This is a genomic window from Anaerocolumna sp. MB42-C2, from assembly GCF_030913705.1.
Taxonomy (GTDB): Bacteria; Bacillota; Clostridia; order Lachnospirales; family Lachnospiraceae; genus Anaerocolumna.
Map to the genome: position 1 here is coordinate 3074171 of NZ_CP133190.1, position 26452 is coordinate 3100622.

General features: G+C 37.0%; 22 protein-coding genes. 5 read left to right on the forward strand and 17 right to left on the reverse strand.

The window, feature by feature from the left end; genetic code table 11:
• Window positions 1-41: 41 nt before the first annotated feature.
• The 3 genes from RBU59_RS13550 to RBU59_RS13560 all read right to left on the reverse strand — a co-directional run bounded on the left by RBU59_RS13550 (window position 42) and on the right by RBU59_RS13560 (window position 4943).
• Window positions 42-1892 (reverse strand): ABC transporter ATP-binding protein, encoded by a 1851-nt coding sequence (locus RBU59_RS13550; RefSeq protein WP_308148391.1) that lies wholly within the window; start codon window positions 1890-1892, stop codon window positions 42-44.
• Complete coding sequence (locus tag RBU59_RS13555; RefSeq protein ID WP_308148392.1) at window positions 1889-3730, reverse strand: ABC transporter ATP-binding protein; 1842 nt, start codon at window positions 3728-3730, stop codon at window positions 1889-1891. The genes RBU59_RS13550 and RBU59_RS13555 overlap by 4 nt, the downstream gene beginning before the upstream one ends.
• A gap of 646 nt (window positions 3731-4376) precedes the next feature.
• Window positions 4377-4943 (reverse strand): TetR/AcrR family transcriptional regulator, encoded by a 567-nt coding sequence (locus RBU59_RS13560; protein WP_308148393.1) that lies wholly within the window; start codon window positions 4941-4943, stop codon window positions 4377-4379.
• Between the two features lie 160 nt (window positions 4944-5103).
• Here RBU59_RS13560 and RBU59_RS13565 point away from each other — a divergent pair, with 160 nt between their 5' ends.
• From RBU59_RS13565 to RBU59_RS13575, 3 genes are all read left to right on the forward strand, one after another.
• The gene (locus RBU59_RS13565; protein ID WP_308148394.1) at window positions 5104-6090 is read left to right on the forward strand and encodes a carotenoid biosynthesis protein; all 987 of its coding nucleotides are present in this window, start codon (window positions 5104-5106) and stop codon (window positions 6088-6090) included.
• 416 nt (window positions 6091-6506) lie between these two features.
• Window positions 6507-7208: a TetR/AcrR family transcriptional regulator gene (locus RBU59_RS13570; RefSeq protein WP_308148395.1), complete on the forward strand. Its 702-nt coding sequence runs from the start codon at window positions 6507-6509 to the stop codon at window positions 7206-7208.
• Window positions 7195-8331, forward strand: coding sequence for an alpha/beta hydrolase (locus RBU59_RS13575; protein WP_308148396.1), 1137 nt, complete (start codon window positions 7195-7197; stop codon window positions 8329-8331). The genes RBU59_RS13570 and RBU59_RS13575 overlap by 14 nt, the downstream gene beginning before the upstream one ends.
• Before the next feature lie 170 nt (window positions 8332-8501).
• Here the strand turns inward: RBU59_RS13575 and RBU59_RS13580 are convergent, their stop codons facing one another.
• The 13 genes from RBU59_RS13580 to RBU59_RS13640 all read right to left on the reverse strand — a co-directional run bounded on the left by RBU59_RS13580 (window position 8502) and on the right by RBU59_RS13640 (window position 20321).
• Complete coding sequence (locus tag RBU59_RS13580) at window positions 8502-8915, reverse strand: hypothetical protein (RefSeq protein WP_308148397.1); 414 nt, start codon at window positions 8913-8915, stop codon at window positions 8502-8504.
• A gap of 13 nt (window positions 8916-8928) precedes the next feature.
• Window positions 8929-9198, reverse strand: coding sequence for a hypothetical protein (locus RBU59_RS13585; RefSeq protein WP_308148398.1), 270 nt, complete (start codon window positions 9196-9198; stop codon window positions 8929-8931).
• A 500-nt stretch (window positions 9199-9698) separates the two neighbouring features.
• Complete coding sequence (locus RBU59_RS13590; RefSeq protein WP_308148399.1) at window positions 9699-10583, reverse strand: 4Fe-4S binding protein; 885 nt, start codon at window positions 10581-10583, stop codon at window positions 9699-9701.
• Window positions 10576-10716: a CD1871A family CXXC motif-containing protein gene (locus tag RBU59_RS13595; protein WP_308148400.1), complete on the reverse strand. Its 141-nt coding sequence runs from the start codon at window positions 10714-10716 to the stop codon at window positions 10576-10578. Before RBU59_RS13595 ends, RBU59_RS13590 begins: the two co-directional genes overlap by 8 nt.
• Window positions 10713-11315 (reverse strand): TlpA family protein disulfide reductase, encoded by a 603-nt coding sequence (locus RBU59_RS13600; protein ID WP_308148401.1) that lies wholly within the window; start codon window positions 11313-11315, stop codon window positions 10713-10715. The genes RBU59_RS13595 and RBU59_RS13600 overlap by 4 nt, the downstream gene beginning before the upstream one ends.
• 92 nt (window positions 11316-11407) lie before the next feature.
• Complete coding sequence (locus tag RBU59_RS13605; RefSeq protein WP_308148402.1) at window positions 11408-12532, reverse strand: sensor histidine kinase; 1125 nt, start codon at window positions 12530-12532, stop codon at window positions 11408-11410.
• On the reverse strand, window positions 12522-13175 hold the full coding sequence (locus RBU59_RS13610; RefSeq protein ID WP_308148403.1) for a response regulator transcription factor: 654 nt from the start codon (window positions 13173-13175) through the stop codon (window positions 12522-12524). Before RBU59_RS13610 ends, RBU59_RS13605 begins: the two co-directional genes overlap by 11 nt.
• Before the next feature lie 400 nt (window positions 13176-13575).
• Complete coding sequence (gene rlmD / locus RBU59_RS13615) at window positions 13576-14952, reverse strand: 23S rRNA (uracil(1939)-C(5))-methyltransferase RlmD (protein ID WP_308148404.1); 1377 nt, start codon at window positions 14950-14952, stop codon at window positions 13576-13578.
• A gap of 196 nt (window positions 14953-15148) precedes the next feature.
• Window positions 15149-16090, reverse strand: coding sequence for a 3'-5' exoribonuclease YhaM family protein (locus tag RBU59_RS13620; RefSeq protein ID WP_308148405.1), 942 nt, complete (start codon window positions 16088-16090; stop codon window positions 15149-15151).
• A 189-nt stretch (window positions 16091-16279) separates the two neighbouring features.
• A complete protein-coding gene (locus RBU59_RS13625) occupies window positions 16280-17098 on the reverse strand; it encodes a sugar phosphate isomerase/epimerase family protein (RefSeq protein ID WP_308148406.1) in 819 nt (272 codons plus the stop codon).
• A gap of 66 nt (window positions 17099-17164) precedes the next feature.
• Window positions 17165-17995, reverse strand: a complete 831-nt coding sequence (locus tag RBU59_RS13630) for a carbohydrate ABC transporter permease (RefSeq protein WP_308148407.1) — start codon at window positions 17993-17995, stop codon at window positions 17165-17167.
• On the reverse strand, window positions 17995-18885 hold the full coding sequence (locus RBU59_RS13635) for a carbohydrate ABC transporter permease (protein WP_308148408.1): 891 nt from the start codon (window positions 18883-18885) through the stop codon (window positions 17995-17997). The genes RBU59_RS13630 and RBU59_RS13635 overlap by 1 nt, the downstream gene beginning before the upstream one ends.
• 104 nt (window positions 18886-18989) lie before the next feature.
• Window positions 18990-20321, reverse strand: a complete 1332-nt coding sequence (locus RBU59_RS13640; RefSeq protein ID WP_308148409.1) for an ABC transporter substrate-binding protein — start codon at window positions 20319-20321, stop codon at window positions 18990-18992.
• Between the two features lie 758 nt (window positions 20322-21079).
• Between RBU59_RS13640 and RBU59_RS13645 the strand changes: the two genes are divergently transcribed.
• Window positions 21080-22285, forward strand: a complete 1206-nt coding sequence (locus tag RBU59_RS13645; protein ID WP_308148410.1) for an ROK family transcriptional regulator — start codon at window positions 21080-21082, stop codon at window positions 22283-22285.
• 110 nt (window positions 22286-22395) lie between these two features.
• Here RBU59_RS13645 and RBU59_RS13650 read toward each other — a convergent pair whose 3' ends face one another.
• On the reverse strand, window positions 22396-23775 hold the full coding sequence (locus RBU59_RS13650; RefSeq protein ID WP_308148411.1) for a S1C family serine protease: 1380 nt from the start codon (window positions 23773-23775) through the stop codon (window positions 22396-22398).
• 280 nt (window positions 23776-24055) lie between these two features.
• Here RBU59_RS13650 and RBU59_RS13655 point away from each other — a divergent pair, with 280 nt between their 5' ends.
• Window positions 24056-26437, forward strand: coding sequence for an endonuclease MutS2 (locus tag RBU59_RS13655; protein ID WP_308148412.1), 2382 nt, complete (start codon window positions 24056-24058; stop codon window positions 26435-26437).
• Window positions 26438-26452 lie beyond the last annotated feature (15 nt).

Below are 26452 nucleotides of genomic sequence, written 5' to 3' on the forward strand. Positions count from 1 at the left end.
ATGTAATTATACAATTTCAGAGCTGCATTCTTCCTATCACATTATTGATAGTATTGTGCCTGAGCATTCCATAACTCATAATACTTTCCATTGCTATCTTTCAGAAGTTCATCATGTGTTCCGCGCTGAATAATCCCCCCTTGATCAAATACGAATATTCTTTCACAGAATCTACAGGATGAGAGTCTATGTGAAATAAATATGGCCGCTTTTTCACCAACAATCTGATTGAATTTTGTATATATTTCTGATTCAGCAATGGGATCAAGTGCTGCAGTTGGCTCATCAAAAATAATGAATGGAGCATCCTTATAGAAAGCTCTTGCAATTGCAAGCTTTTGTTCTTCTCCCCCTGATATATCCACACCCTCAACATCTACATTCTTATATAGGTACTGTTCAAGCTTATTTGGTAAACTTTCAGCTTTCTCATTAAGACCTGCCGTCTTTAATGCATCCCATACCCGCTTTTCGTCATAATGAACAGATGCTGCAACATTTTCGCCCATTGGAAATGCAAAGACTTTAAAATCCTGAAATACAACAGAAAATAACTCAAGATATGTTTCACGCTTATAATTTTCGATACTAATTCCATTCAAAGTGATATACCCTTCCTGGGGCTGGTAAAATCCACATAATAATTTAATCATTGTAGTTTTTCCAGAACCATTAACTCCAACGATAGCTGTCTGGCTGTTTGAAGTTATCTTAAAAGATACATTCTTCAATGCATATTCATCTGTAGAGGGATACTTAAAACTTACATTATGAAATTCGATTGTAAAGCCGCTTTGTTCTTTTGGTATCCTCTCGCCTTTTGAAGATACACTCGATAAATCGATATATTCATACAAAACTTTCAGATAATCATTGTTGCTGATGATTTGTGACATAGAGACAAAGAGATTCTGAATAGAAGAAATCAGTATTACGATGGATGCGTAACTTTGTGATACATTACCTAAACTGATATATCCTTTAAGTGCTCTTAAACCAATGACACCATAGGTAAGTCCTCCGATAAATGCCCCAATGATTATATTGGAACCAAAATACATTTGTATCAGTCTGGATCTTCTGATTAAAATATTCATCCAGGGTTTACGTGCTTTATCTCGGATCTCACCAATGATTAAATCTCTTTGGTTAAAGATATGTATGTCTTTCGCTGCTTTATCATCTTCCATATAGTTAAAATGGTAATAATCAATATAACGATTTGTGGCACAATTTTTGTAAAGGCCAAATTCCTCTTCGCTTTCTTTTTTTGAATTCCTTACAGTTAATGTGATACAGCCGATAACAATTATGGTATACGACAAGCCAACTCCCAATGAAGCAAAATTATTAATTTCTCCTGAGGTTTTTATAAACACTCTTATAATGATAATAACCGCAGTTATCAATGAGATACTATTGGCCACAAGGCTTGTAATCAAGTGGGCAACGCTGGTAATACCTCCATTTATCATAAACATGGAGCCCACAATCCTGGAATGCAGCTCATTATATTTTGGATCTTCCATTTTGGCGTAATCTAAATTCTGCTTAATATTATTAAGATATTTTTTAAATTCATGATGAAATAACACATTCCTGATATTTATCTTTTCTAGTAAAAAAACAGATAATATATTAAAAATTAATGTGCCTGCCGTTGTTATAAGAACGTAGCGGATCAAAATCGCAGGATTTCTCTCTCCGATTAATTCATCAATAATCAAAGAGGACATACAGATTGCGATATAAGGAGTTAATGCATCAATGAATGCTTTCATCACATTGTTCTTTAAAATATTAGGCGATAGTTCAGAAATTATGGACAGTGCTCGTTTTATCAAACTTATGTTCTCTGAAAAACTAACTTTTTCCCCTTTCTTTCTTTTCACTCTTCTACCCCCTTGGTTTCGCTCTTATAGTATTGACGTTGTATTTCAAATAGTTCTTTATATTTTCCGGATAATTTCATTAATTCATCATGGGTTCCGCTCTCTGCAATTGTTCCCTGATCTAACAGTATAATGCGGTCACAGAATCTTGTAGACGAAAGCCGATGCGAAATATAGATTGCAGTACGATTTTTAGTTAAATCATTATATTTTAAATACATCTCCTGTTCTGCAATCGGATCCAGTGCAGCCGTTGGTTCATCCAGAATAATCAATGGAGCTTCCTTATATATGGCACGTGCCAGCATTAATTTCTGTGTTTCTCCACCAGATAAGTTAATTCCACCCTCAATCACAGAAGGTACCAATTCTGTGTCCAAACCATTTGGTAACGATCTAATCTTTTCATTTAATCCTGACAATTTTACAGCCTTGTGCAATTTTTCCTTGTCGATGCTGCTATCGTTGTTATATCCAATGTTTCTTGCTATACTCATTGGAAGAAGACACACATTCTGAAATGATGCACTAATCAACTTGTAATATTCATCTCGATTATACTCACGTATATCAATTCCATTGAACAAAATTCTACCTGATATCGGTTCTAGCAATCCGCAAACCAGCTTAATAAGAGTAGTCTTTCCGGCACCGTTATTCCCGACAACTGCAAGCTTCTCACCTTTATTTATCGTTAAATTGATATGATTCAGTATGGTATAATCACTGCCCTCATATTGAAAACTGACGTCTTCAAAACTTATTTCACATGGAGCCTTCACATCTGGGATCGCAGCTCCCTTTTCTCTCTTCATATGATCCTTTGTCTCAATCAAATAGCGATAATCATCCACACGATAATTGGCATTGGATAAACCACTGATTCTTGATACGATTTGGCTTAACCATTGCCCGAATCCAGTTATTACACCAAAATATAGCGTAAAATCACCAATTGTCATATTGGAATGGAACATTCTCCATAACAAATAAAGATACGCCCCTCCATTACGGACAAATACCAGTAAAACTTCGATCAGCTGCTGATTTGTATACTTTCTCTGTACTTTTCTTTCTAATTCTTTAAATTCATTAATATACTTACTGGTGTTTTCATTAATCCAATTCATCATTTTATAAATTTTTATATCTTTTGCCATAAGTGAATTGCTGATATCGTCTAAAACATAACCAAGACGTCGATTCACAACTGCTCTCTCTTCTTTAACACTAATCTCCCATTGCTGTATTTTGATTGAAACAATTCCATCAATCAAGTATGTAACAAGCAATATTAATATAACAATTGGATTTAGCAATAAAATAACTGTACTAAATGAAATTAGTCCCAGCATGCTCTTTAAGAACTCTACAAGATTGATATAGTAGGATGCCATGTTAACGTACACGTTTCTGTTTATGGCACTATGCCCCTTTTCAATCTTCATTTTTCCCTCTTTTGACATTGCTATGCTATAATCCATGTCCAGGGACTTCCAGTCTTTTTCTATGTAAAACCGCATATTTAAGATTCGTATCGCACCAATAATCACACTTTGTTCCGAGAAAAAACCAGCATATCTGAAAATAATTAATACCACGGTTAAGATACCTATACGAAATAAAAATTCACTGTCAGAAACAGACTGACCAATGGAATCTAATACTACTTTAGGAAAATAAATTCCTACTAATGAAACGATTAATTCCGATAAAATACGTAAAATCCATACAAACACCGGTTTTTTCTCAAATATCCATTGCTCCTTGATCATAAACCGAAAATTACTTAATACACCATGTGTTGCATGTTCCTTATCTTTTTGTTTGACCTTCATGTATATTCCCCTTATTTACACCTTATAGATCGTTATAATACTTAACTATAATTTTCTTAATTGTAATTTTATCATACAAGCTGATACATTTTGGTTCATTAATTATGTCTTTGAATTAGGTTCCTTATAAATTACTGTTCACAGGCCAATAAGCGCGACGTGTTTTTTGTGAGTGTATTGTCCAGAAAACCGGAGAATTGCAGCGTAGGAACGCTGTCTTCGCGTTTTGTGTGCATCGGAAGTCTGTTATTGTTCGCGGAACTGCTGCTTTTTGCAGGGGAGTGAACAGTAACCCTTATAACCTTATTGTACATCGTACCAAAAAAATTACTAGACTTTAATTACAGCTTATGGTATGATGTATAATGTATTATGCGTAAAAAAAGCTTCTTCAAAACTTGAAGAAGCTTTTTATTGCAATATTCTTATTTATCTAATTCTTCGTAAATTCAAGTAAAGGAAATAACTCCGCCCACTCATGTGCAATACACATTTGATTAACCATATCTTTAATGCTATCCCAATGATTCCGCATTTCTTTGATTTACTGAGCTTTCTTAGTAAGAATAACTACCCGTCTCCACATGCCTTAAGAAGACAAAAATTCCGATACTAATAAATGCTACTTCTTCAAAGCGAGGGTGCATTAATAGAAATCTTTCGATACTGCTTCTGTCGCTTTATCAATAAAAGCAGCAATTTTGCTGGGACTTTCCTTCATTCCACTATTAACCCACTTTTTTATTATGGCTATACTGCCATATGCGGTAAATGTATACCATTTATCAAATAATTTTTGATCAAAATATTTAACTTCTTTCATCCATTTCTCAATATTTATATCGTGGCTGATATAAAGAATACGTTCTAATAATTCTTTGTCCCCATTCTCTGAAAATAATACTTCACATATGTTACTATTTGCTTTTATATACTTGCAAATTTCATATGATAGTTTTCCAGACGCTTCAAGGTTCATAGTATGTTCCACAACCTGTCTGATTTCTTCATATAACTCATCTTCTATAATTGATAAAAGTTCGAACTGATTCGTATAATGCGAATAAAAAGTATTGCGGTTTATATTTGCTTTCTTGCATATATCTGTAACTGTAACTTTGCTGATAGGATGCTCTTTCATAAGTTCCAGTAAACTGTTTTTTATAACCATCTTTGTATATCTCACTCGTTGGTCTGCTTTTTCGTATGCCATAATATCCTCCCTTAATAAATCAGTAAACGAACAATAATTATATGGTTTGTAAGATATCGAACGTAATGTTATCGAACTGCCTGTTGATTAAGTAACACTGTATCATTATAATATATTTGAACGTTCAACACAATCATAATTTTAACTGGAGGTACAAATAATGGTAAATATAACGATAGTTCCTGTATGGATTATTCAAGATATTTTAGTTTTAATCATTGCCACTTTAATGGTTTTTTATATAATTAATAACGAAGAGCGTCCAAAGATAGTATTAATGCAATTCATATGTTTTGTCTTTTTCTACGCCGCAGCCTTTGAAAATGTTGCGGTATCTATGGGACTTATGGGAAATGAAGGTTTTTACGCATATGGGCGCAGTATCCTAATGATATGCAATATACCATTAACTGTTCCAATTATCGAGTTTCTTATCGTTTACTCAACGTTACGTATTTTGAAGACGATAAATATACCGTCATGGACGAAACCATTCATTACTGGACTTAGTGCTATGATTTTTGACTTTTCATTGGATCCAGTTGCAGTAAAACAGATTTTTCAAACTTCGGAAGGAATCATTGGCAGGTGGAGTTATTACCCGATCCCTGGTGAACCTGTAATATATGGGGAACCAGTCATGAATTTTACAGGATGGATTTATATAGCCGGATACTGGACTGCCTTTATTTTAATCGGTGAATGGTGGCATAAAAAGAAAGGCTACAGTAATCTAATTGGTTATTTATATCCGGTATTGGCTTCCATTCTTTCTCTGGTTTGTTTGGTTTCACCTATATCCAATTTCTTTAATTATATGGGACCATTTTTCCCCAGAACTTCTAACATGCAATGGGTAATGTTGATTGCACTTTCTGTAATTACAGTGGGAGTTTTAGTGTTAGCCTTCGTTAAGTTCTGGGATCGTCGGTTTGTTAGCTCTTTGAATTACAAAAAAGATTTTCCAATCATGTTTACTTTCCTGGGTTTTCCTCTGGTTAATACTATATTTTGCATTATTGGTGGGTACACGCAGGTATTATGGCTTGTTGTCCTGGCACAGGTGTTATTATTGCTCGGCTGGAGTGGAATTTATATTTTGAGTAAAAAAGTTAATCCAAATAATGAAATGCTCCAAACAAGTTAAATAAATTTTCAATAAGCAAGCCGTAGTCTGTATTTTGGTATAACACTATTTGTTACTGCGTTTCGGCCTGCAATGTGATAAACCTTTACTGTCAATTGGATGCCTCCTATGTACCATTATCATTATAACATAGGAGGCTTTTTTATTTCCCTCCGGGCTACTGTTTATTCATTCTCCCCAGCTTAGCTGGGGGAATGTTGCCATAAGTGCCATTCATGATTATTGCCACGGAAATCCCAGACTGATAGACAACCTCAATATTCTTAAGAATGAGGTTTCCTCTTGATCGGATAATGTTTTATGTAAGGTTTTAATTTTTTATAATGCTAATAATATTTAATACTACTTGACATGTGAATTAATTCATTGTATAGTGTGAATGAATTCACACTATACATTAAGGAGGAGTATAACCTATGCCCAAAAATACTTTCTTTCGTTTAGATGAAGCAAGGCGCGAGGAAATATATAATAGCGCAATGCATCTTTTTGTTGATAATCTTTACGAGGATATAACTATGAAGATGGTTTTGGATAGTTTATCCATGCACCCCGGAACATTTTATCGGTATTTTGAAGACAAAGATGACCTTTATTGTCTTTTAATACGTAATGTGACCCAGAAAAGAGCTGCGTATTTTAATAACAGTAATGAAGATTCCCTTTTCCAGTTTTTCCTTACTGGACTTTTTGGGAACGATAATGGCATTGTGACCGAACCACTGAATGAGCTGGAAATCAAACTCACTGAAACATTTTTACACATTCCTGAGTACATTTTGCTTAAAATATATCTGAATGTGCTAAAGGGCGAGACATTCCCCTTAATCAAGGACCTTTTACGCCGAATGAGAGTAGATGGTTATCTCCGGCCTGATATTGACGACGACCTGATTTCTTTTATGTTTGAGTCAATGCAGTTTAATTTAATCATGTTTTTTAGGGAGTTCGATATTAAGGACACTAAGCTGCAACATAAGATTAGCAAGTACTTTACTGACTTTATGGGTCATGGGCTATTTGAAGATTCTAAATATTCTGAAATTGTAAACGATCTCAAGAAAGCCAAAAAGCCACTTTTATTAATTAAGGAGGAACAAGAAAATGAAAACTTATGACAGATTTCCAGAACCAATTGGCAGCTATACTGTCGGACGAACCCAGATCGATTTTGATTACACGGCATCAAATCACTCAAAAAGAGAACTGACAGCGTTTGTGTACTATCCGTCTGACAGCAGCGAGGGTAAGACTACATCAACGTACATGTTTCCTGAAATCTACGAGATGTTTAATGAGCGGCCGCTTATCACTGTTTTAAAAGATGTTTTCTCTATAGACATCAAAACCCAGTGTTACGACGACCTTACTCTCTCCGGGAAAGAAACGCGCTATCCGGTTTTATTCTATGTTTGCGGCGGGGGCGGTTCTCCGGAATGGGGTACAGTGCTCTGTACAGACTTGGCAAGCATGGGATATGTTGTGGTAAGCATCGGCCATCAGAATAGCACGATGTATAAGCGTAAAGATGGGCGTCTGTTTAATATATCAAAGGATTTTTCGGATGTCATTATGGCGTTTTCTGAAGATCCTAAGATGCTTGCGTTGGCTGGTAAAATGGAGATGTCGCCTGACGATAAAACTGCCATCGAAATGTGCCATAACGTGCTTACCTTACCGATACTTTCCAAGTTAACAGAGTATAGTGAATTACAGGCTGAAGATGTAAGGTATGTAGCCGATTATCTTTACAAACTGGACTCCGGAGAGATGAATTCCATCTTTAAGGGCAGATTGCTGCTTGACATCGGCATGGGCATAGTGGGACATTCTTATGGAGGGCCAACAACGGCGATTGTTTGCCGGGACGACGACCGGTTCGTCTGCGGGATTGGCTTGGATAGCGGTGCGTTCGGCCTTCAGGGCAGCAACCTTAAGAAACCCTTCTTACTATTGTATTGTGAACCTAACTATAACATGAATGCAATAATTGGCGTTAACAATAGTATGGAAACCTATTATTTCTCTGTTGATCGTGTTGGGCATTTAGATTACTGCGACATCGTGTTTACCTGTATTAATGAGAAAGTAAGAGGCGAACGGGATGCTATGGAAATGCGAAATCTTGTTACAGACTATACAAAGAACTTTTTTGATCATTACATATTGAAGAAGTCTGCAAGTGTGGAAAGTCTGGCATACGATGGCGTGGACTTAATCAAGAAGACCAGCAACAAATGACATAACCGAGAGGCTGCTGATAAACGTATGTCAGTGATTTTAGCCATACAGACACAAAGCCGATAACCCTATTATGCGGTTATCGGCTCTCTCATATTTCAGGCATTTTTTCTATTTGAGATGATAAGCAGTGTTTTCACTTTGCCCCTTGTTGCTGCTTAAGCTGTTAATCAAGTTCGAATGCTCTTTCTACAAATCTTAATAAAGCCGGCTCCCTCCTCTTTTTGCAAGCGTACAAACTCTGCGGCAATCTCAGGCGTCGACGCGTTAATCGGTGTCAGAATATCGCCGGGCATTGTCAGCAGTGCCGGCTGATCGGTGGAGCTGGAAAAGGCACCGGAATGCCATTCTTTCAAAAGCTCGTAAGATCCGCTCATCTGCCTGAATCCGGTTATGCCCTCGGCCAGCATACTATCCAATGTTTCAGAGGTATGTTCAGCTCCTACTACATGCATATGCATATTGAGGTACCCGGGAACTACATATTTTCCGGTGGCATCCACAACCTTCGTATCCGGACTCGCCTGAATCGTACCGGCGGGTGCCATGTCTTTGATTTCTCCATCTGCGCATAGGATGCTCATGTTCGTGGTCAAATTACCGGTGCGTGTATCCACAATGTGTTACGTTGTTCAGCAAAAGCTGATAGGAAGCACTGGGCAGTTCCAGGTACTTAGATGTATAAGGCTGAATCTCAATCAAAGGCTGTCCCACAAATAAACCTGCCCATGCAATGGCAATTGCAATAACCCAGCAGAGAATGACTTTCCATCCATGCCAAAAACTCTTTCTTCTCAGGAACACGAGGGCTCCGATGGATGCTGCAAGAATCAGGTAAGCAAACCAGCGTTCTTCGCTGCTTATCATCAGCACTAAAACTGTACCGAGAAAAGCACTATTAGTAGTGTAAATCCAATAGTCTTTAGAATCTTTCCGTTTCTATTTTGTTCCATAATAAAAACCCTTCCTTATCTCCTATTATTTAATGATTAGTAATGTCCAATAAACTTCATTGCAAAGCACATTTCTCTGGTATATCAAGCCTGAGGAACAATGCCTGGTGTTTGATATCGTATGAAACTTCGGTTGCTGAATGTACAAACCCATCTTACTCCTAATTGTAACTTAAATTTTCTAAACTTTTTTATTATCTTGCTATTTTATATCTTCAGCCAATTAATATTATCCTGGAATAAGCACTTGTAAAAAGCCAGAATTTATGATAAATAATATATCATCAGTCTGATTTAAGTCAATAGAAGGCATTACAAAATGAGAGAATTCAGACCTTGAAACATTTATTGATATGCTGAAGTGTTTTAACGGACATGAACAAAACATCTTATATATCCGCCCTTATATCTATCTTACTGCTTTTTTGCTTGCAACTTTAGCTCTAGCATCTCCTTTTTCTCTGACAGACATCCAACGCTTATGGCATTAGTAGGGCATGCCTTTTTACATGCATTACACCGAATGCATTCAGGGTGGTTAGGCTGTTTATATGGGTCAATATTCATCCCACAAGTTTTTGAGCATATTCCACATTTTGTGCACCTACTTTCTGCTACTCGGAGTTTATAAAAAGAGATAGGATTAAAAAGCGAATAAATCGCCCCGAGTGGACAGATATACTTGCAAAACGGTCTATAAATTATAATTGATAGAATAATGATTGCAACTAAAACTACATTTTTCCATATAAACAACCAGCCTATTGTATCCTGTAACGGCTTATTCGATAATATTAGAGGCCACCCTCCCATCAAGGTACCTGATGGACATATTAATTTGCAAAAAAAAGGCATTCCTTGTCCAATAACATCGACTATAAACATTGGTAATATGATTACGAATAGAAGCAATATGACATACTTTAAAAATCTTAACGGTTTGTCCAGTTTGAAGGTTTTTAACTTCCTTACAAAAGGAATTTTATACAGCAGATCTTGAATCCACCCAAAAGGACAAAGCCATCCGCAAACAAACCGACCGCATATTGCGCCGATAAGCATCAGAAATCCTGTTATATAAAGTGAAGTCTGGAATTTCCAGCTGCCAACAACCGCTTGCAGAGAGCCAATTGGGCAGGAGCCAAGCGCACCGGGGCAGGAGTAGCAATTAAGCCCCGGTACACATATTCTCTTCAAGTTACCTTTATATATTTTCCCTTGTATAAGTCCTACAAGATAGCTATTTGAAGCGAGGGTCCAAATAGCTTGAACTGTACTGCGAAGGGTTACTTTAGCCAATTCCTATACACTCCAAGCAAATATGAATAGCTTTTGAGAATACAATCTCTACCTCGCCTCTCATGACGCCCATCGCCATCATGAAAATACCAGAAAGAGATAGAGCTAAGGACATCAATAGTCTCTGCCTCATTTCGAGGACGCCTCCACCTTCGTCAAAAGCTCTTCTATAATTTCTTTCCACTCATCCTTTGTATGTGAACCAAAATATTTCTTTCCTACAAGCTTTCCATCTTTGTCAACAAAGAAAGTCGATGGATAACCGCCCAAACCGTTCAAGATACCCTGTTTAAGAGTTGCGTCGGGGATGAGATTCGTATATTTTACACCAGTTTGGTCGCATATTCTAAATGCAAGTTCTGTAGCTGATTCACTAACATCCCCTGTGTCGGCATCGATCAGATCATCCACAATACCGATCACATTAAACCCTTTCTCCTCCAGCTCTTTATCGAGAACGGCAAGATCAGGCATTTCTTTTAGGCAAGGAGAGCAAGAAGTCGTCCAAACATTAATCATCGTGAGTTTATAATCCGAGAATATATCATTTGTGACTTTATTACCATTTAGATCTACTGCATTAAAATTGTCAATTGTGGCGGCGGTTTGACCTGCACCCGCAGGACTATAATTGGCACTGGTTGACATGGGATAGAACTTTGTAAAAATCACTGCTCCTGCCAAAATCACCACACCAACAATAAGAATAATGACTACTATTTTCTTTTGCATAAAAATAACCTCCTGTTTTTTGATAGTTTAAGTATATCAAACAGAAGGTTAAGTTTTAGATAAGAATATAAATGAAAGAACAAGCAATCATCTCATAAATTGGTCACAGTGAATATTGTTCCTTTATTCTCAGTACTAACAACATCAATTTTAATTCCATTTTTATCAAAAATTTCTTTTGTTATTGCAAGCCCAAGTCCACTCCCGCCAAGCGCCCTGGAACGGGATGCGTCTACGCAGTAAAATGGTTCGAAAATGTGTGGTAATTTGTCAGAAGGAATTCCAATACCGGTATCGGAAATAGTAATACCTGATTCAGAACAATAAATTATAATCGAACCATTATTATGATTGTATCGTATGGCATTTTGGACTATATTCGAAAATGCTCTTTCTAGCATAAAACGATTTCCATTAATCTCTCTCTCGCCATTAATATTTACAGAAATATTCTTTTTTTTAATATCATTATCATTGTCATTTAATATAGAGACAAACAAATCACGGATTGAAAAGCGGCTGATATCCATATGATTTTTTTCCACATTTAGTGCAAGCAAATCGGTAACCAAGGCTGTCATTCTTTCTACATTTTGCTTTACTATAAGCAAATTCTCTTTATATTCTTCAATGCTTGCCGAATCCTCATCAATCTCCATTACTTCGATGTTGGTCAGCATGGCAGATAATGGTGTCTTCAATTCATGCGCAGCATTTTGAGCAAATCGTTTTTGACTTTCAAAAGCCATACTAATTTTTGTAAGCATATTATTGAATGAGTAGGTGAGTCGCGCAACCTCATCCTTACTATATGGAACAGGAATTTGTGTCGACAAATTGTTCACGTCAATATCTTCAACAGTCTTACTGAGTGTAGTAACCGGCTTCAGCGCTTTTCCAGCAACAAACCATGTTAATATGGTCCCAATACCTGTAATTGCAACCATCACTAATATGCTTTGCAGTGTGAACCCTTTTTTTGACTCCTGAAGCATATCATAAATATATGCAGTTGTGGGAGGTACATTTTCATCCGTCTCAGTATCAGATATGATTGGCTTAGGCACCGTAGGCTGAACAGACAAGGCTTTAATTGGTTTCAAAAACATGTTACCTGCATTGAACACCGACACAGTCGTTAAACAGGCACAGGCTACAACCAAAATACTGTATGTCAGAATTGTCAGTCTCAATCGTAAAGAAATTTTACTCAACATAATAGCCTTGCCCCCTTATATTTCTTATTGTATTCCGCGGCAATTTTTTTCTTAGTGAATTAATATGAACCTTAAAGGCACTTGTGAATGTATCCGCTTCACTGTCCCAAACATGCTCAATTAAATCTTCACCACTCACAATAGTCCCTTTGTGCATCAGTAAATATTCTAAGATGCCATACTCCTTTTTTGTCAGGTTAATTTCTATACCGTCAAGATGAACTTTTTTTAAAGCTGTCTCTAAAACCAACCCACCTGCAACAATTTCAGTGCTTTGTGTTAAAAAATCACGCCGCAATAATGCCCGGACTCTTGCTTCCAGTTCTTTAAAATGAAATGGCTTTGCAAGATAATCATTCGCTCCTGTATCAAGTCCGATTATTTTATCATCTAACTCGTTCCGCGCAGAGAGTATAAGAACTCTGACCTCCGCGTTTTCTTTTCGGATTTCCTTTAGTACGGTAATACCATCTATCTTCGGTAAATTTATATCCAAAATAATAGCGTCATAAATAGAGGAATAGTAACATTCCAACGCTTCTTCACCATCGGACGCAGTATCTACAGCGTAACCTAATTTCGTAAAACCTTTTTTCAGAGCCAATTGCAAGGATATTTCATCTTCTATAACCAGTAATTTCATGCTTCACCTCCATTCGATAAATACACCAATCAACTGTAACATATTGTGGGTTAAGATTTGGTTAACACACGAAGAGCAGTCATTATTCAGATGATTGTGGACTTTTGGCATTAAATAACTTAGCATCAGTCTTACGTTCATGCCTGCCATCAGCAGGCTTTTCCACAACCCTTGAAATTGCCCAGAAACGGCTGAAAAGGATATACTAGGTATTCGATTCTCTTAGGTCCAATGCCTTTAGCTATCATCTATAGAATTTGTATATTTTGGATGTTATCTTCAAAAACCCTAATGTCATCTATGAAACGCCCTAAAAAAAGGGCTAAACAAATGCAATTTTTGTGCCCTTATTTTGCTCATTTTTAGCTCCAAAGCTACTACATATAGTGGTTCACCTGCCTCATTTCCCCTTATAACCACTACGTGTCATCAAAATTATCGCTTCCACATGCCCCGTATGTGCAAATTGATCCACTGCTTGAACTTTCATCAGTTCATATCCTCTGTCACAAAGGTAGCGAAGATCTCTTGCTAAAGTAGCAGGATCACAGGAAACATAAACTACTTTTTTCGGTGCCATCGTTACAATTGTATCAAGAAGACTTTCTTCACAGCCTTTTCTGGGTGGATCGACCACAATTACCTCGGCGTAAATATTATTTTCTTTATATTTCTCGGGAAGAATATCCTCTGCTGCCCCGACAAAAAACTCTGCATTGGTTATCTGGTTGATTTCTGCATTTCTCCTGGCATCTTCAATTGCCTGAGGTATGATCTCCACTCCATATACCATTTTTGCCTTACAGGCCAAAAATAAGGATATGGTACCGATTCCGCAGTATAAATCCCATACGGTTTCATCTCCGTGCAGATCTGCAAATTCAAGTGCAGTTTCATATAATAACTTAGTCTGCTGCGGGTTCACCTGATAAAAGGATAACGGAGATATCTGATATTTAATTTCACCGATATAATCCGTTATAAAGGGCTGTCCCCACAGGTTAATTACTTTATCCCCTAATATGACATTGGTATTTGCTTTATTAATATTTAAACTGATGCTGGTCATTCCAGGAATTTCTTTTAGTTGTTGTACCAATTTATCCTGGTGGGGAAGCTCATTTCCGTTTATGACGATACATACCATAATTTCACCGGTTACATATCCGATTCTGGTGAGAATATGTCTTATTACCCCCTTTTGTTTTTCTTCCTCATATACACTGATGTCATACTTTTCTATAAATAATCTAATAATTTTTATTAAATTATCATTCCCTTTCGCCTGTATAAAGCAATGACCCGTATCTATGATTGAATGTGTCCCTCCGGCATAAAATCCGATTACTACTTTACCGTCTTTATTTTTTCCTACAGGAAACTGGGCTTTATTTCGGTAATAATAGGGTTCTTCCATCCCGATGATCGGTTCTAAGGGTACCTCCGTAAATCCCCCAATACGTTCCAGACAGTTTTTTACCTTATTCTGTTTATACAAAAGCTGCCGCTCGTAACTTAAATGCATAAGACTGCAGCCGCCGCATTTATCAGCTATCTTACATTTTGGAGTTACACGATGAGGAGAAACTTCCATCACTTCCACCAGCCTGGCATACCCGTAATTCTTTTTACACTTCATGGCCTTTACCCTTACTTTATCACCGGGCAGGGCATTTTTAACAAATAAAGTGTAACCCTGGTACTTGCCGATTCCCTCTCCATCAGAACCAATATCTTCTATTTCAATAATTAATTCGTCATTTTTATTAATTAGCATTCTGTCTCTCTTTCATTTCTAAGTAAAATCTCATTTCTTTGATTCGTTTTCCTCTTGGTAACGGCTTTATCCTGAACTATCATGTTTGGTAAAAATGCTGTTATAACTAAATTTCAAGCAGTGAAATACAGTTATGTCTATTCTTCAAGTCGAAAAAAATACACAGGCAACACTTTAATAAGTGTTGCCTGATTTCTTAAATCGTAGTACGCCGTATATTGGAATCAAATAAACGGCTTAATCCAAGCCAGGTTGATTTTTCATCCCCGCTGTTTAAAATCTCGGTCATCGTCTGCAACTTCGCATCTGTATTATCGGCAAAATTTAAAGCCAGCGCTTCAATAATCGCAGGTTTCTTAGGTGAACCATATTCCAGTTCTCCATGATGGGCTAAGATGCAGTGTTTTAACTGAGAAGCCAGCTGAACCGGGAAGTTTGGTATTGTGTTAATTCTATTTCCTATAATTTCAGTTCCCATATAAATATGCCCTAATAACTGTCCGTCATCCGTATAGTCATTTTCAGGAAAAACAGATAACTCATAAAGCTTTCCGATATCATGAAAAACTGCAGCGGTAATCAGGAGATCCCGGTTTATTAAGGGATAATTATTAGCATAATAATCACAAAGTTTCACTACACTTAACGTATGTTCTAATAAACCTCCAACGAAACCATGATGTACACTTTTTGCTGCAGAATGGAATTTAAAACCGGCTATAAAAGTTTTATCTTCCACAAAAAAGCTTTCTGCCAGTTTTCTCATATGCGGCTGCTCGATGGAACTGATAAATTTCAATAATTCACTGTACATCTCATCGATATTTTTCATGGTTGTAGGTACAAAATCAGCAGGATCGTATTCGCCCTCCTGACTTCTTCTTACCCGCTTAATATTAAGCTGAAGAGCACCCTGAAAGCAAATTACCTGCCCATCTACACGGATATACTCCATTGCTTCAAAATGATCGATTCCGCCGGACAACTCCCAGATCTTTGCATCTAATGTTCCCGATTTATCTTGTAGTAGCAGAGAATAATAATTCTTTCCTGCTTTTGTTTTTAACGTTTGTTTTGTTTTACAGAGATAGGTTTCCGAAACCATTTCTCCATCCCTAAGTTCTCCAATATATCTCATTCAGATACCCGGCCTTTCTAATTCTTTTCGTTCTTATTTTTATAGAGGTTACCTTAATTCTACTATTTCTTACACCGGATTTTCCGTCGTCCCATACATTATACCTTAGCAGACATTGGTTTTCAACCTTGTTCTAAAATAAAAATAGCCAGAGAAGTTGTTTTATAACTCCTCTGACACCTTTTTTTGTTAAGCCTGGATCAGTTCATCCAATATTTTTTTCGCCTTGATAATGTCTTTCTTCTGTTCTTCCCCGGAGATTTCCCTTTCTATGGTAATATCCCCCTGGTAGCCGATTTCCTTTAGTTTGGCTATAAACTTAGGGTAATCTACCCTGCCTTCTCCAAGAGGCTTTTCTTCTCCCAGATTTCTGCCGTCCGTAGGATACATTCCGTCTTTTCCGTGAATACCAAGCACATATTTGCCTAATATATCAAGTGCATCCACCGGATTAGCCTTACCATACATTAACAGATTAGCCGGATCAAGATTAATACCTACATTATCATAACCAATATCTTCAATTGCCCTTCTTAAGGTTACCGGTGTCTCCTGGCCGGTCTCAAATAAGAAATTCTGTCCGTTTTCTTTGCACTTACCAATTAATTTCTTTAATGCAACCAAAGTACCGGTGTAATTTTCATCAAAAGGATTTTCCGGTATATACCCTACATGGGTTACGAAATCCCTTATATTCATTTTTTTAGCAAAATCAGAACCATTCATTAATGTCTGCAAACGGCAGAAGCGGTAAGCAGCCGGTATTAATCCAAGCGTGAGCTGTCCATCATAAAAATCCCAGGTCACAGGACCGGACCAGCCACACCAGAATGCCGTAATATGCACTTCATGTTTTTTAACAGCCTGATTAACTAATTCTGCCATTTCATCCGTAAATTTATTTTCATCCCAGCATACCAGCTGGCAGCTGTTCATACCCATCCCACGCAATTCTTCAAATTTATCGTCTATATTTTTATTCAGTTCGATTAATACACCCACATTCATTCCGAATTCTCCTCACTTCCATAAACTTGGGGTTTAGATGGTCTTATGACATACTAGTCCCATTAATTAGCCTTTAACCGCCCCCGCGGTTATTCCGCCTACAATATGTTTTTGCATAAATACAAAAAAGATTAAGCTTGGTATCGTAGACATCACGATTCCTGGTAATGCATGTTCCCAATCTGAAGTCTGGGCAGAAAATTGCATATACAAAGCATTTTGTATATTTAATGCATTCTGCTTGCCTCCTACAATTAACTGATTGGTAATTACATCATTCCAGGTAGCCAGCGCATCCAATACAATTACCGTTGTAAGAATCGGTTTTAACAACGGAAGAACTACTGAAAAATAGGTACGGTATCTGGATGCACCATCTATTAAGGCACTCTCTTCCAATTCCAGCGGAATTCCCTTGATAAATCCATGAATCATAAACACCGCCAAAGGCATGCATAATCCTACAGATACCATGATATAACCCACCTTTGTTCCATTTATACCGACTTTTGACACTAATTTCGTTAATGTGATCATATAAGCCTGAAAAGGGACCATCATAGGCAATATAATAAGCCCGAAAATAACAGTGCTGTATTTTGTTTTCGTTCTTGCTAATTTATATGCTGCCATAGGTGCACAAATTACAACTCCCAATACCGTACAAACCGTATATAAAAGAGTAGTTAAAGTAAGTTGCGAAAATTTAAAAGTCGTCCAGGTCTCTATATACATATCAAAATTAATGCTGGTTGGTAAGGCCAGAAAATGCTGGATCATATCATTATACGGTTTAAATGAGTTGATAAAAATCAATAAAAGAGGCATAAGCCAAAAGATTGAGCAGGCTAATATGACCCATGATAATATATCAATATCCCTATGTTTTCTTCTCATTATGCCTCAACCTCCCTAGACTTAGTAACTCTCATCTGTATAACCGTAACTGCCAGCACAGCAATAAAGAATATCAGTGATTTCGCTGTAGCAAGACCGTAGCTGCTATTTGTAAAAGCTTCCTTATAGATATTGTAAGCTACTGATATAGTAGAATTAGCCGGGCCGCCCTTAGTAAATACCATGATGACATCAAATAATTTAAATGAAAAGGTCAGTGATGTAAATAAACATATGGATATGGAGGGCATGATGAGAGGAAAGGTTATTTTCTTTGTTACCATCCATTTAGAGGCGCCGTCAATTCTGGCCGCTTCCAATACATCTACCGGAACCGCAATGATTCCCGCTATATAAGTAACCATATAAAAACCTATATTCTGCCACACAGTCATAATAACAACAACATAAAAAGCCAGTTTTGGTGTACCAACCCAGCTCCAGTTAAAAAATTGCCAGCCGGTTATATCAAACAGCGCCTCAAATCCAGGTCCGAAAATAAATTTCCAGATTAAACTGATTGCTGTAAGGCTGATAAGATAGGGGACATAATAAAATGCACGACCCAGGCTGTTTTTTTTCTTTTGCTTTGCAAGTTTTAATGCAACTGCTAAGGATATGATATTAACGATAATGACATAGAATACAGAATATTTAAGTGTAAATAAAGCCGATTTAATAAATAACGGATCATTTGTAAGTATTTTTTTAAAATTATCAAAACCAACAAAAGTCATATCTTTACTGATTCCATTCCATTTGAATACGGAATAGTACAGATTCATCACAAAAGGAATATCCGACGCGAATAACACAAACACTAGAGCCGGTATGGTGAAAATGGCAAAACATATTCCCTCTGATATTTTTCTTTTTGTTTTGACACGCATCGTTTCGCCTCCCTGTTATAAAGTAAAGGGCTGCTGCAAAAAATTCAAAGTATGAATTTGCAGCAGCTCCTTTAAAATATACTATTTAATCATATAATTATTTACTATTGCGTAACCCAGCCTGCCTGAAGAGAGGCGATTGCATCCTTTACCGGAAGGTCACCTAACATATACGCCTGAAGGGTAGGTCCCATGGTACTGTCATTATATCCATCCGGGTATGAGGTATGAATCCAACCATTGGTCTTACCTGCTGAAATATAAGCTGCTGCATCATTTGCCAGTTTACCTGCAACTTTATGTTCTCCTGCAGCAGACGGTACTGATCCGATTGTATTACACATCCAATCCAAACCTTCGTCGGAGGTTAAGATATACTGCAAGTATTCTTTCGCTAAATCAAGATTTTTTGAGTCTTTGTTAACGATATACGTCCATGAAATGGAAGATAATAAATTGGTATCATCCGGATTCTCACTTACAGGAACTGGTAAGAATGCAAGATTTGCATTCGGGTTAAATTTATCCAGAGTAGCCTGGCACCAGTCACCCATATGTATAATAGCAGCTTCTCCGTTTGCTAACATGTTTTCTGAGGTTTCCCAATCAATTTCCAGCGGTTTATCAGGTCCGTATTTAACTGCTAAATCCAATACCTTAAATAAATTCTTAAAATTAGGTGCCGTATCAAAAGTTAAAGAACCATCGTTCATAGCTGCAACCGTACCGGCTGCATCTTTAGACTTATCCATTAAGAAATGTGTTGCAAGCTGTCCTAAAACCCAGGTTTCTTTTGCAGCTAATGAAAATGCTGTAATACCTGCAGCATCTAATTTTTTACAAGCATCCTCTAATTGTGATATAGTTGTGGGAACTTCTGTGATGCCTGCTTTTTGGAACAGATCCTTATTATAGATAAGTCCCATATTTTCATAGGTCCATGGCAAAGACTTTACATTACCGTCTGCATCTTTACCTGTATCTACTGCAGCTTGATTAAACTTTGCAAGAACATCCGTATCATTGGTCCAATCATATGCAAAATCATAATATGATTTCGCTTGCGTACCTGTCTGTACGGCAAATACATCCGGAACATCATCAGAGTTTATTCTTGCTTTTAAAAGGGTATCCGTATCATTGGCAGCATGCTGTACTTCAACTTTTACTCCAGGATGACTCTCTTCAAAACTTTTAACAAGCTCATCATATCTTTCGAGACCATATGCCTGGCCATCAAAGACAGTTAATGTAACATCCTCACCGGATGCGGCACTTGTGTTTGCACCTGCATCTGTACTGCCAGCGTCACTGGATGCGGTATCTGCTGTACCTGCATCATTATTTGTTTCTTTTGATGCGCCCCCGCTGCACCCTGCTAACATAATTACTACCATTGCCAAACTTAACAATAACGCTAGAGATTTCTTCATCATAAATTTCCTCCTTTAGTAATAGTAAATTTAACTATAGAGATAATAAAATATAATTATTTCATTGCCTCTGATAATTCGTTTAAAGTAAGTAAAACTGACTTAACACCTTCCGACAATGGGGCTATTTCAATCGTTTTTTTATTAACTAAGCATCTCCATTGCCAGGATTAGTAAATCGGCATGTAAATAACTCGGGACACAAATATGTACAAGGTCAACATCTGTATTTTCAATTATGTCTTTGCCGTATTTAAACTTTTCCACATCTGCCCAAAAACTAGCCGCCTTTTCTAAAAATTTTTATCTGCAATCTGCAACTGCGGTTACTTGAATATCATATTTCTTAGATAATTCTTTTAAGGACAGATTATGCACGGTACCCATCCCGCCGCAACCAATAAGTCCTACTTTCATAATGGCACCTCTTTTCTAAATAGTAGTTTATTAGTTTGTCCACCCACCTTATTAATTACCTTTAAAAAAAAGCTCCGGTTATTCTAGAGCGCCTTTGCTTTGTCGAATATTTGTTATTTTGGGTAATTTTTGGAACTTTTAATCTATTCACATGATAACACTGACTATCTTTATTGTCAATTTTTTTTTTATTAAATTTCAAAAAATAAAATTATTGCTAAAATAATGTGATTATGTTACTATTTTATATAATTAGTAAGTTAGTTGGATTAATTAATGATTTCTCTCTAAAATTCCTCAATACGAAACATATCTAAAGTTATAATTTACCAGGAGGTATCAACTTGAAACTAGTAAACCAGCACCTTATAAAAGATTCCAATATGAAACTGCTATATAATGAGATTTATAACAATAGCGGCATCTCCAGAGCACAGTTGGCTAAATTATCCAATTTAAGCAAGACAACCGTTTCAACTCTGATTGATGAACTAATAAACCGCGGTTTTGTTTATGATTCTGGAGTAGCGGATTCAAATAACGTGGGGCGAAAGCCGAACAGTCTGCATGTTAAACCATCCAGTTATTATGTTGTAGTCTTTAGCTGGATTGAAAACTATATAAACTTATATCTAATGGACATTACCGGTGCAACTACCTTTGAACTTCATCTTAAACTGGAGGGGGATGATACTTATGTCTCATTGTCCCGTAAATGTATGGAAGAGTATGTTCTGACTCAAGTTAACAGAGAGCAAATTCTAGGTGTCTGTGTAGTTGTATCTGCAATGATAGACACTGTTAATGAAGAAATTTATTCCACAACCCTTAGTCTTCCTAAATCCGAGGGTATGAACCTTATTGCATCGTTAAAATCAACATTCCGTGAATTTCCGGTAGCAATACTGGAAGATACCGCCTGCTCCGCATATGCGGAGAAAGTATATGCACGTGTGACAGAACCGGATTTTGCATTTATTAATTTTAGCCGTGGTATAGGAGCCACGCTATTTATACGAAATAAAATGGTTGGTAAAGCAAATGGAGCCTCCACTCAGTTTGGACATTATTCCGCAGATCCGGACGGTGTTCTGTGCGCCTGCGGTAACCGAGGTTGTATTGAAGCTATGATGGGTGAAAGCGCTCTTGCCAAAATGGTGAAAGCAGAGGGCGGAAGTCCGGCATTAGACCGTCTTCCTGCTATTACTTATGCTACGCTGGGTAATGCCGCTTTATACGGAGATGCAGTTTCCAAAAAAGTTATAAAAGAAATTGCCCGTGTTTTATCGTACGGTCTTGCTAATTTAATCTCTATTGTAAATCCTCATTTAATAATACTTGGTGGTAAAAGTATTCTACTTGGCGATTTATTCTTGAATGAGATTAATAAAAATCTGAAATCTACCGGCTTTCGGAGAATGGTCGATAACGTGGAAGTACAATACTCAAAATTAGATTCCAATGCTTTTCTAAACGGTGCTATGAAATACTTTTTTGATGTTCATTATGCATTTACCAAAGATTTAACTAACTCATTTTTCATTGGATAGCTGGAATTTATCTATTGAATTAATTTAATAATAAAACAAATAGAGAAGAAAGAGCTCTTAAACCATAAGTTTAAGAGCTCTTTCTTCTCTATTTTTATTCTCTATCTTTATTATCTGTCTTTCTTACCAAGCACAACTTCCAAATCCATATCTTTTGATGTATTTTTCGTATTACGTCTGATCGTAACCTTTAGGGTCGATTTAGGTTCACCTGCTTTTATCAGACTGTTAAAATTATTAACGGATAATATCTCTGTTCCATTAACAGAAAGAATAATATCACCACTCTGCAATCCTGCTTCTAACGCCGGAGAATTTGCCTCGACTTCAGTAATATAAATACCATTATTAATACCGGCCTGCTTTAATGCAGTTTCCGTCATATCGGCTCCTTTGATACCAAAATAACTTCTCTCCTGGTTATTTACCAGGCTGGCAATGATCTCTTTTATCCTGGAAATACCAATAACCGTATTAACATTCTTATTATATTCATCCTTTAATTTCTGAGTAATAATACCGATTACTTCACCACGAAGATTAACGATTATTCCATCGCTGTTTTCATTATCAAGGATATCGGTAGTGAATAAGTCTATTTTATTATCTGTAATATAGGTACTGGTATCCTTACTGGTTATAATTCCATACTCCATGGAATCTACATAACCATTGGGACTTCCCAGAGCAATAATAGGGGTACCGATTATCAATGGATATGATTCACCCAGCTTTACTACCTTTATATTACTTAATACCGTATCCGGAATATCAGCAAGACTTACTGCAATAACTGCCAGATTAAGATCACTGTCATAATCCTGAAGTTTTGCTTTCACATCCAAAGACTCTGTTAAATTTACCCTAATATTTTTAGCATCCTGAATTCTGTCATAACTGACCAATATCAGCAAATCGGCACCATTATTGGCTACTACTAATCCAGAGGACACTTCAGAAGCCTCAAATTCATTATTAAACAACACATCTACTCCGTTTTTAATGCTGGTTACATTAAGAATGGATTTGTCTACTTCACTGGCAACATTTCTTAAGTCCATATAAATATTGTTTAGATCCTGTACATCCGCCTGAATATATTTCTCAATTACTACTGTATCGGGTTTCGTTTCTTCCTTAGTTTCCTTTTCGCTCTCACTATTATTTGGTTTATCCGTTTCGGGTTTATTCGTATTTTCCGTACTTCCCATATGCGGTTTATTTTGATCCGGACCTGTGGATGAACTCTCCGGAGTGGTTGTTGGAAATTCAACTGTTTTTTTATCCTGATATTTTCCTAAAATTTTATTAATCGCAGGCTGGGAAATACAAAATGAAACACCTGCTACAATACCAAAAATACATGCCAATACTATCGTCCAAGTTACGGAGTAAAACATTCTTCTAAATTTAAATTTCTTTTTGGACGCTATCTGTTCCTGGATAAAAGAGTACTCTTTCTCATCCTTATTTTTGTTATCATTAGACATTTCTTTTCTCCTTTAGGACAATCCGTATGTATATTTTATCATTTACTTATGAACATTATATGAATGATTTGTAAACAAAAGGGTATTTCATTAGGTATTTTTAAATAATGGTTTTATTTTTAACGAAAATAAGGTAAAATAAAGAATTAGGAAGCAACCTGTACTTAAGATACTTGCGTCAGTAACACCGCCTTTTATCGGAGATTTAGAAAACAATTTCCGTAAGTATTATTATAAACGATAATTGAAAATAGGCAATAGTTTAATATGGAGGAAGCTTATGAATGAAAAGGCTTTATTTAAATTAGAATATAACAAGATTATAGATAAATTAGTTTCTTTAGCCGGGTCAGGGCTTGGCAAAGAATTATGCGCCGCTTTACAACCCAGTGACGACATTATTGAAATCCAATCAAGGCAAAAAGAAACTTCGGATGCCTTATCCCGTATTTACCGCAAGGGAAGCCTGGGGTTTTATGGCTTACACGATATTCGTGGTTCTTTAAAGAGATTGGAGATAGGGTCCACTCTTGGGGCAGGAGAACTTCTTCATATCAGTTCCGTACTGGATGCCGCTCTGCGAATTAAGGCATACGGTGTTCGGGATAATGAGGAGAATGCAGGAGATTCCCTGGATGAGATGTTTTCTTCACTGGAACCCTTAACACCTCTTAATAATGAGATAAAACGCTGTATCATTAGTGAAGAGGAGATTGCAGATGATGCAAGCCCTGCCTTAAAAAATATACGCCGTTCCATGAAAGTGGCCAACGATAAGATCCATGAACAGTTAAATTCTTTATTGAATTCTTCCAGTTCAAGAACCAAACTTCAGGAGAATATTATTACCATGCGTAACGGCAGATACTGCCTGCCTATTAAACAGGAATACAGAGGCCAGTTTCCCGGCATGATTCACGACCAGTCCTCTTCCGGTTCCACATTATTTGTTGAACCAATGGCGGTAGTTAAACTAAATAATGATTTGAAAGAATTAGAGATTAAAGAACAGGAAGAGATTGAGAAAATACTTGCAGATTTGAGTAACCAGGCAGGGATTGAAACAGAAAATCTGGACAACAATGTACGGGTTATTGCAGAACTTGATTTTATATTTGCCCGGGCAGCCCTGTCAAAGCAGATGAAAGGTACGGAGCCTGCCTTTAATGATAAGGGCATAATTAACATTAAAAAAGGCAGACATCCCTTAATTGATTCCAAAAAGGTTGTTCCAATCGATATTACTTTAGGTAAAGATTTTAATCTTTTGGTTATTACAGGTCCGAATACAGGCGGTAAAACCGTTTCCCTTAAAACGGTCGGGTTATTTACACTTTTAGGGCAGGCAGGTTTACACATTCCGGCATTTGACGGATCTGAACTAGCAGTTTTTGAAGAAGTATACGCAGATATCGGCGATGAACAAAGTATTGAACAAAGTTTAAGTACTTTCTCATCCCACATGACAAATACCGTATCCATATTGGAGAAAGCAAACTATAAATCTCTGGTTCTTTTTGATGAATTAGGTGCCGGAACCGACCCGACAGAGGGTGCCGCACTGGCTATGGCTATTTTATCAAACCTTCATAAGCGTAAAGTCTGTACTATGGCAACTACCCATTACAGTGAATTAAAGGTATATGCCCTATCAACGGAGGGGGTTAGCAATGCCTGCTGTGAATTTGATGTAGAAACCCTTCGGCCGACCTACCGATTGTTAATCGGTATTCCCGGTAAAAGTAATGCATTTGCAATATCCTCTAAGTTAGGCCTTCCTGACTCTATCATTAATGATGCCAAAAACCTGATTGGAATACAGGATAAGAGCTTTGAGGATTTGATCAGTGATTTAGAAAAAAACCGAATTGCAATGGAAAACGAACGCCTGGAAATCAGTAAAACAAAGAAGGAAATCGAGGAGTTACGCCGCAGACTGGAACAGAAAAACGAGAAGATCGACAACGCCAAAGACAGAATTATGGCAGAAGCTAAAGAAGAAGCAAGAAAAATTCTACAGGATGCAAAAGATATTGCCGACCGAACCATTAAGAATTTTAATAAATGGAGCAGTGAGGGCGGTATCACCAGAGATATGGAAAATGAACGTACGGCGCTCAGGGAAAAATTATCACAGGCTGAGTCCGGTCTTTCTATAAAGAACAACAAAAAATCTAAGAAGACACCGAAAGCAAAAGATTTCAAATTAGGTGATTCTGTTAATGTATTAAGCTTAGGATTAAAAGGTACCGTAAGCAGTATCCCAAATGCCAAAGGCGATTTATACGTCCAGATGGGTATTTTGAGATCCCTTGTTAATATCAGTGATTTAGAGTTAATTGATGAACCGGTAATCACCGGACCTAATATAAACCGAACCGGCAGCGGAAAGATTAAAATGTCCAAAACATTCTCCATCAGCACGGAGATAAACCTGATCGGTAAAACAGTGGACGAAGCACTTTCCCTTCTGGATAAGTATTTAGACGATGCATACCTGTCACATCTGCCACAGGTTACCGTTATCCATGGACGGGGTACCGGAGCCCTTAGGAATGCTGTACACTCCCATCTAAAAAGGACCAAATATGTAAAATCATATCGGGAGGGTGCTTTTGGCGAAGGCGGTCAGGGTGTAACCATTGTTGAATTTATACAATAATTTTCAAATGGAGTA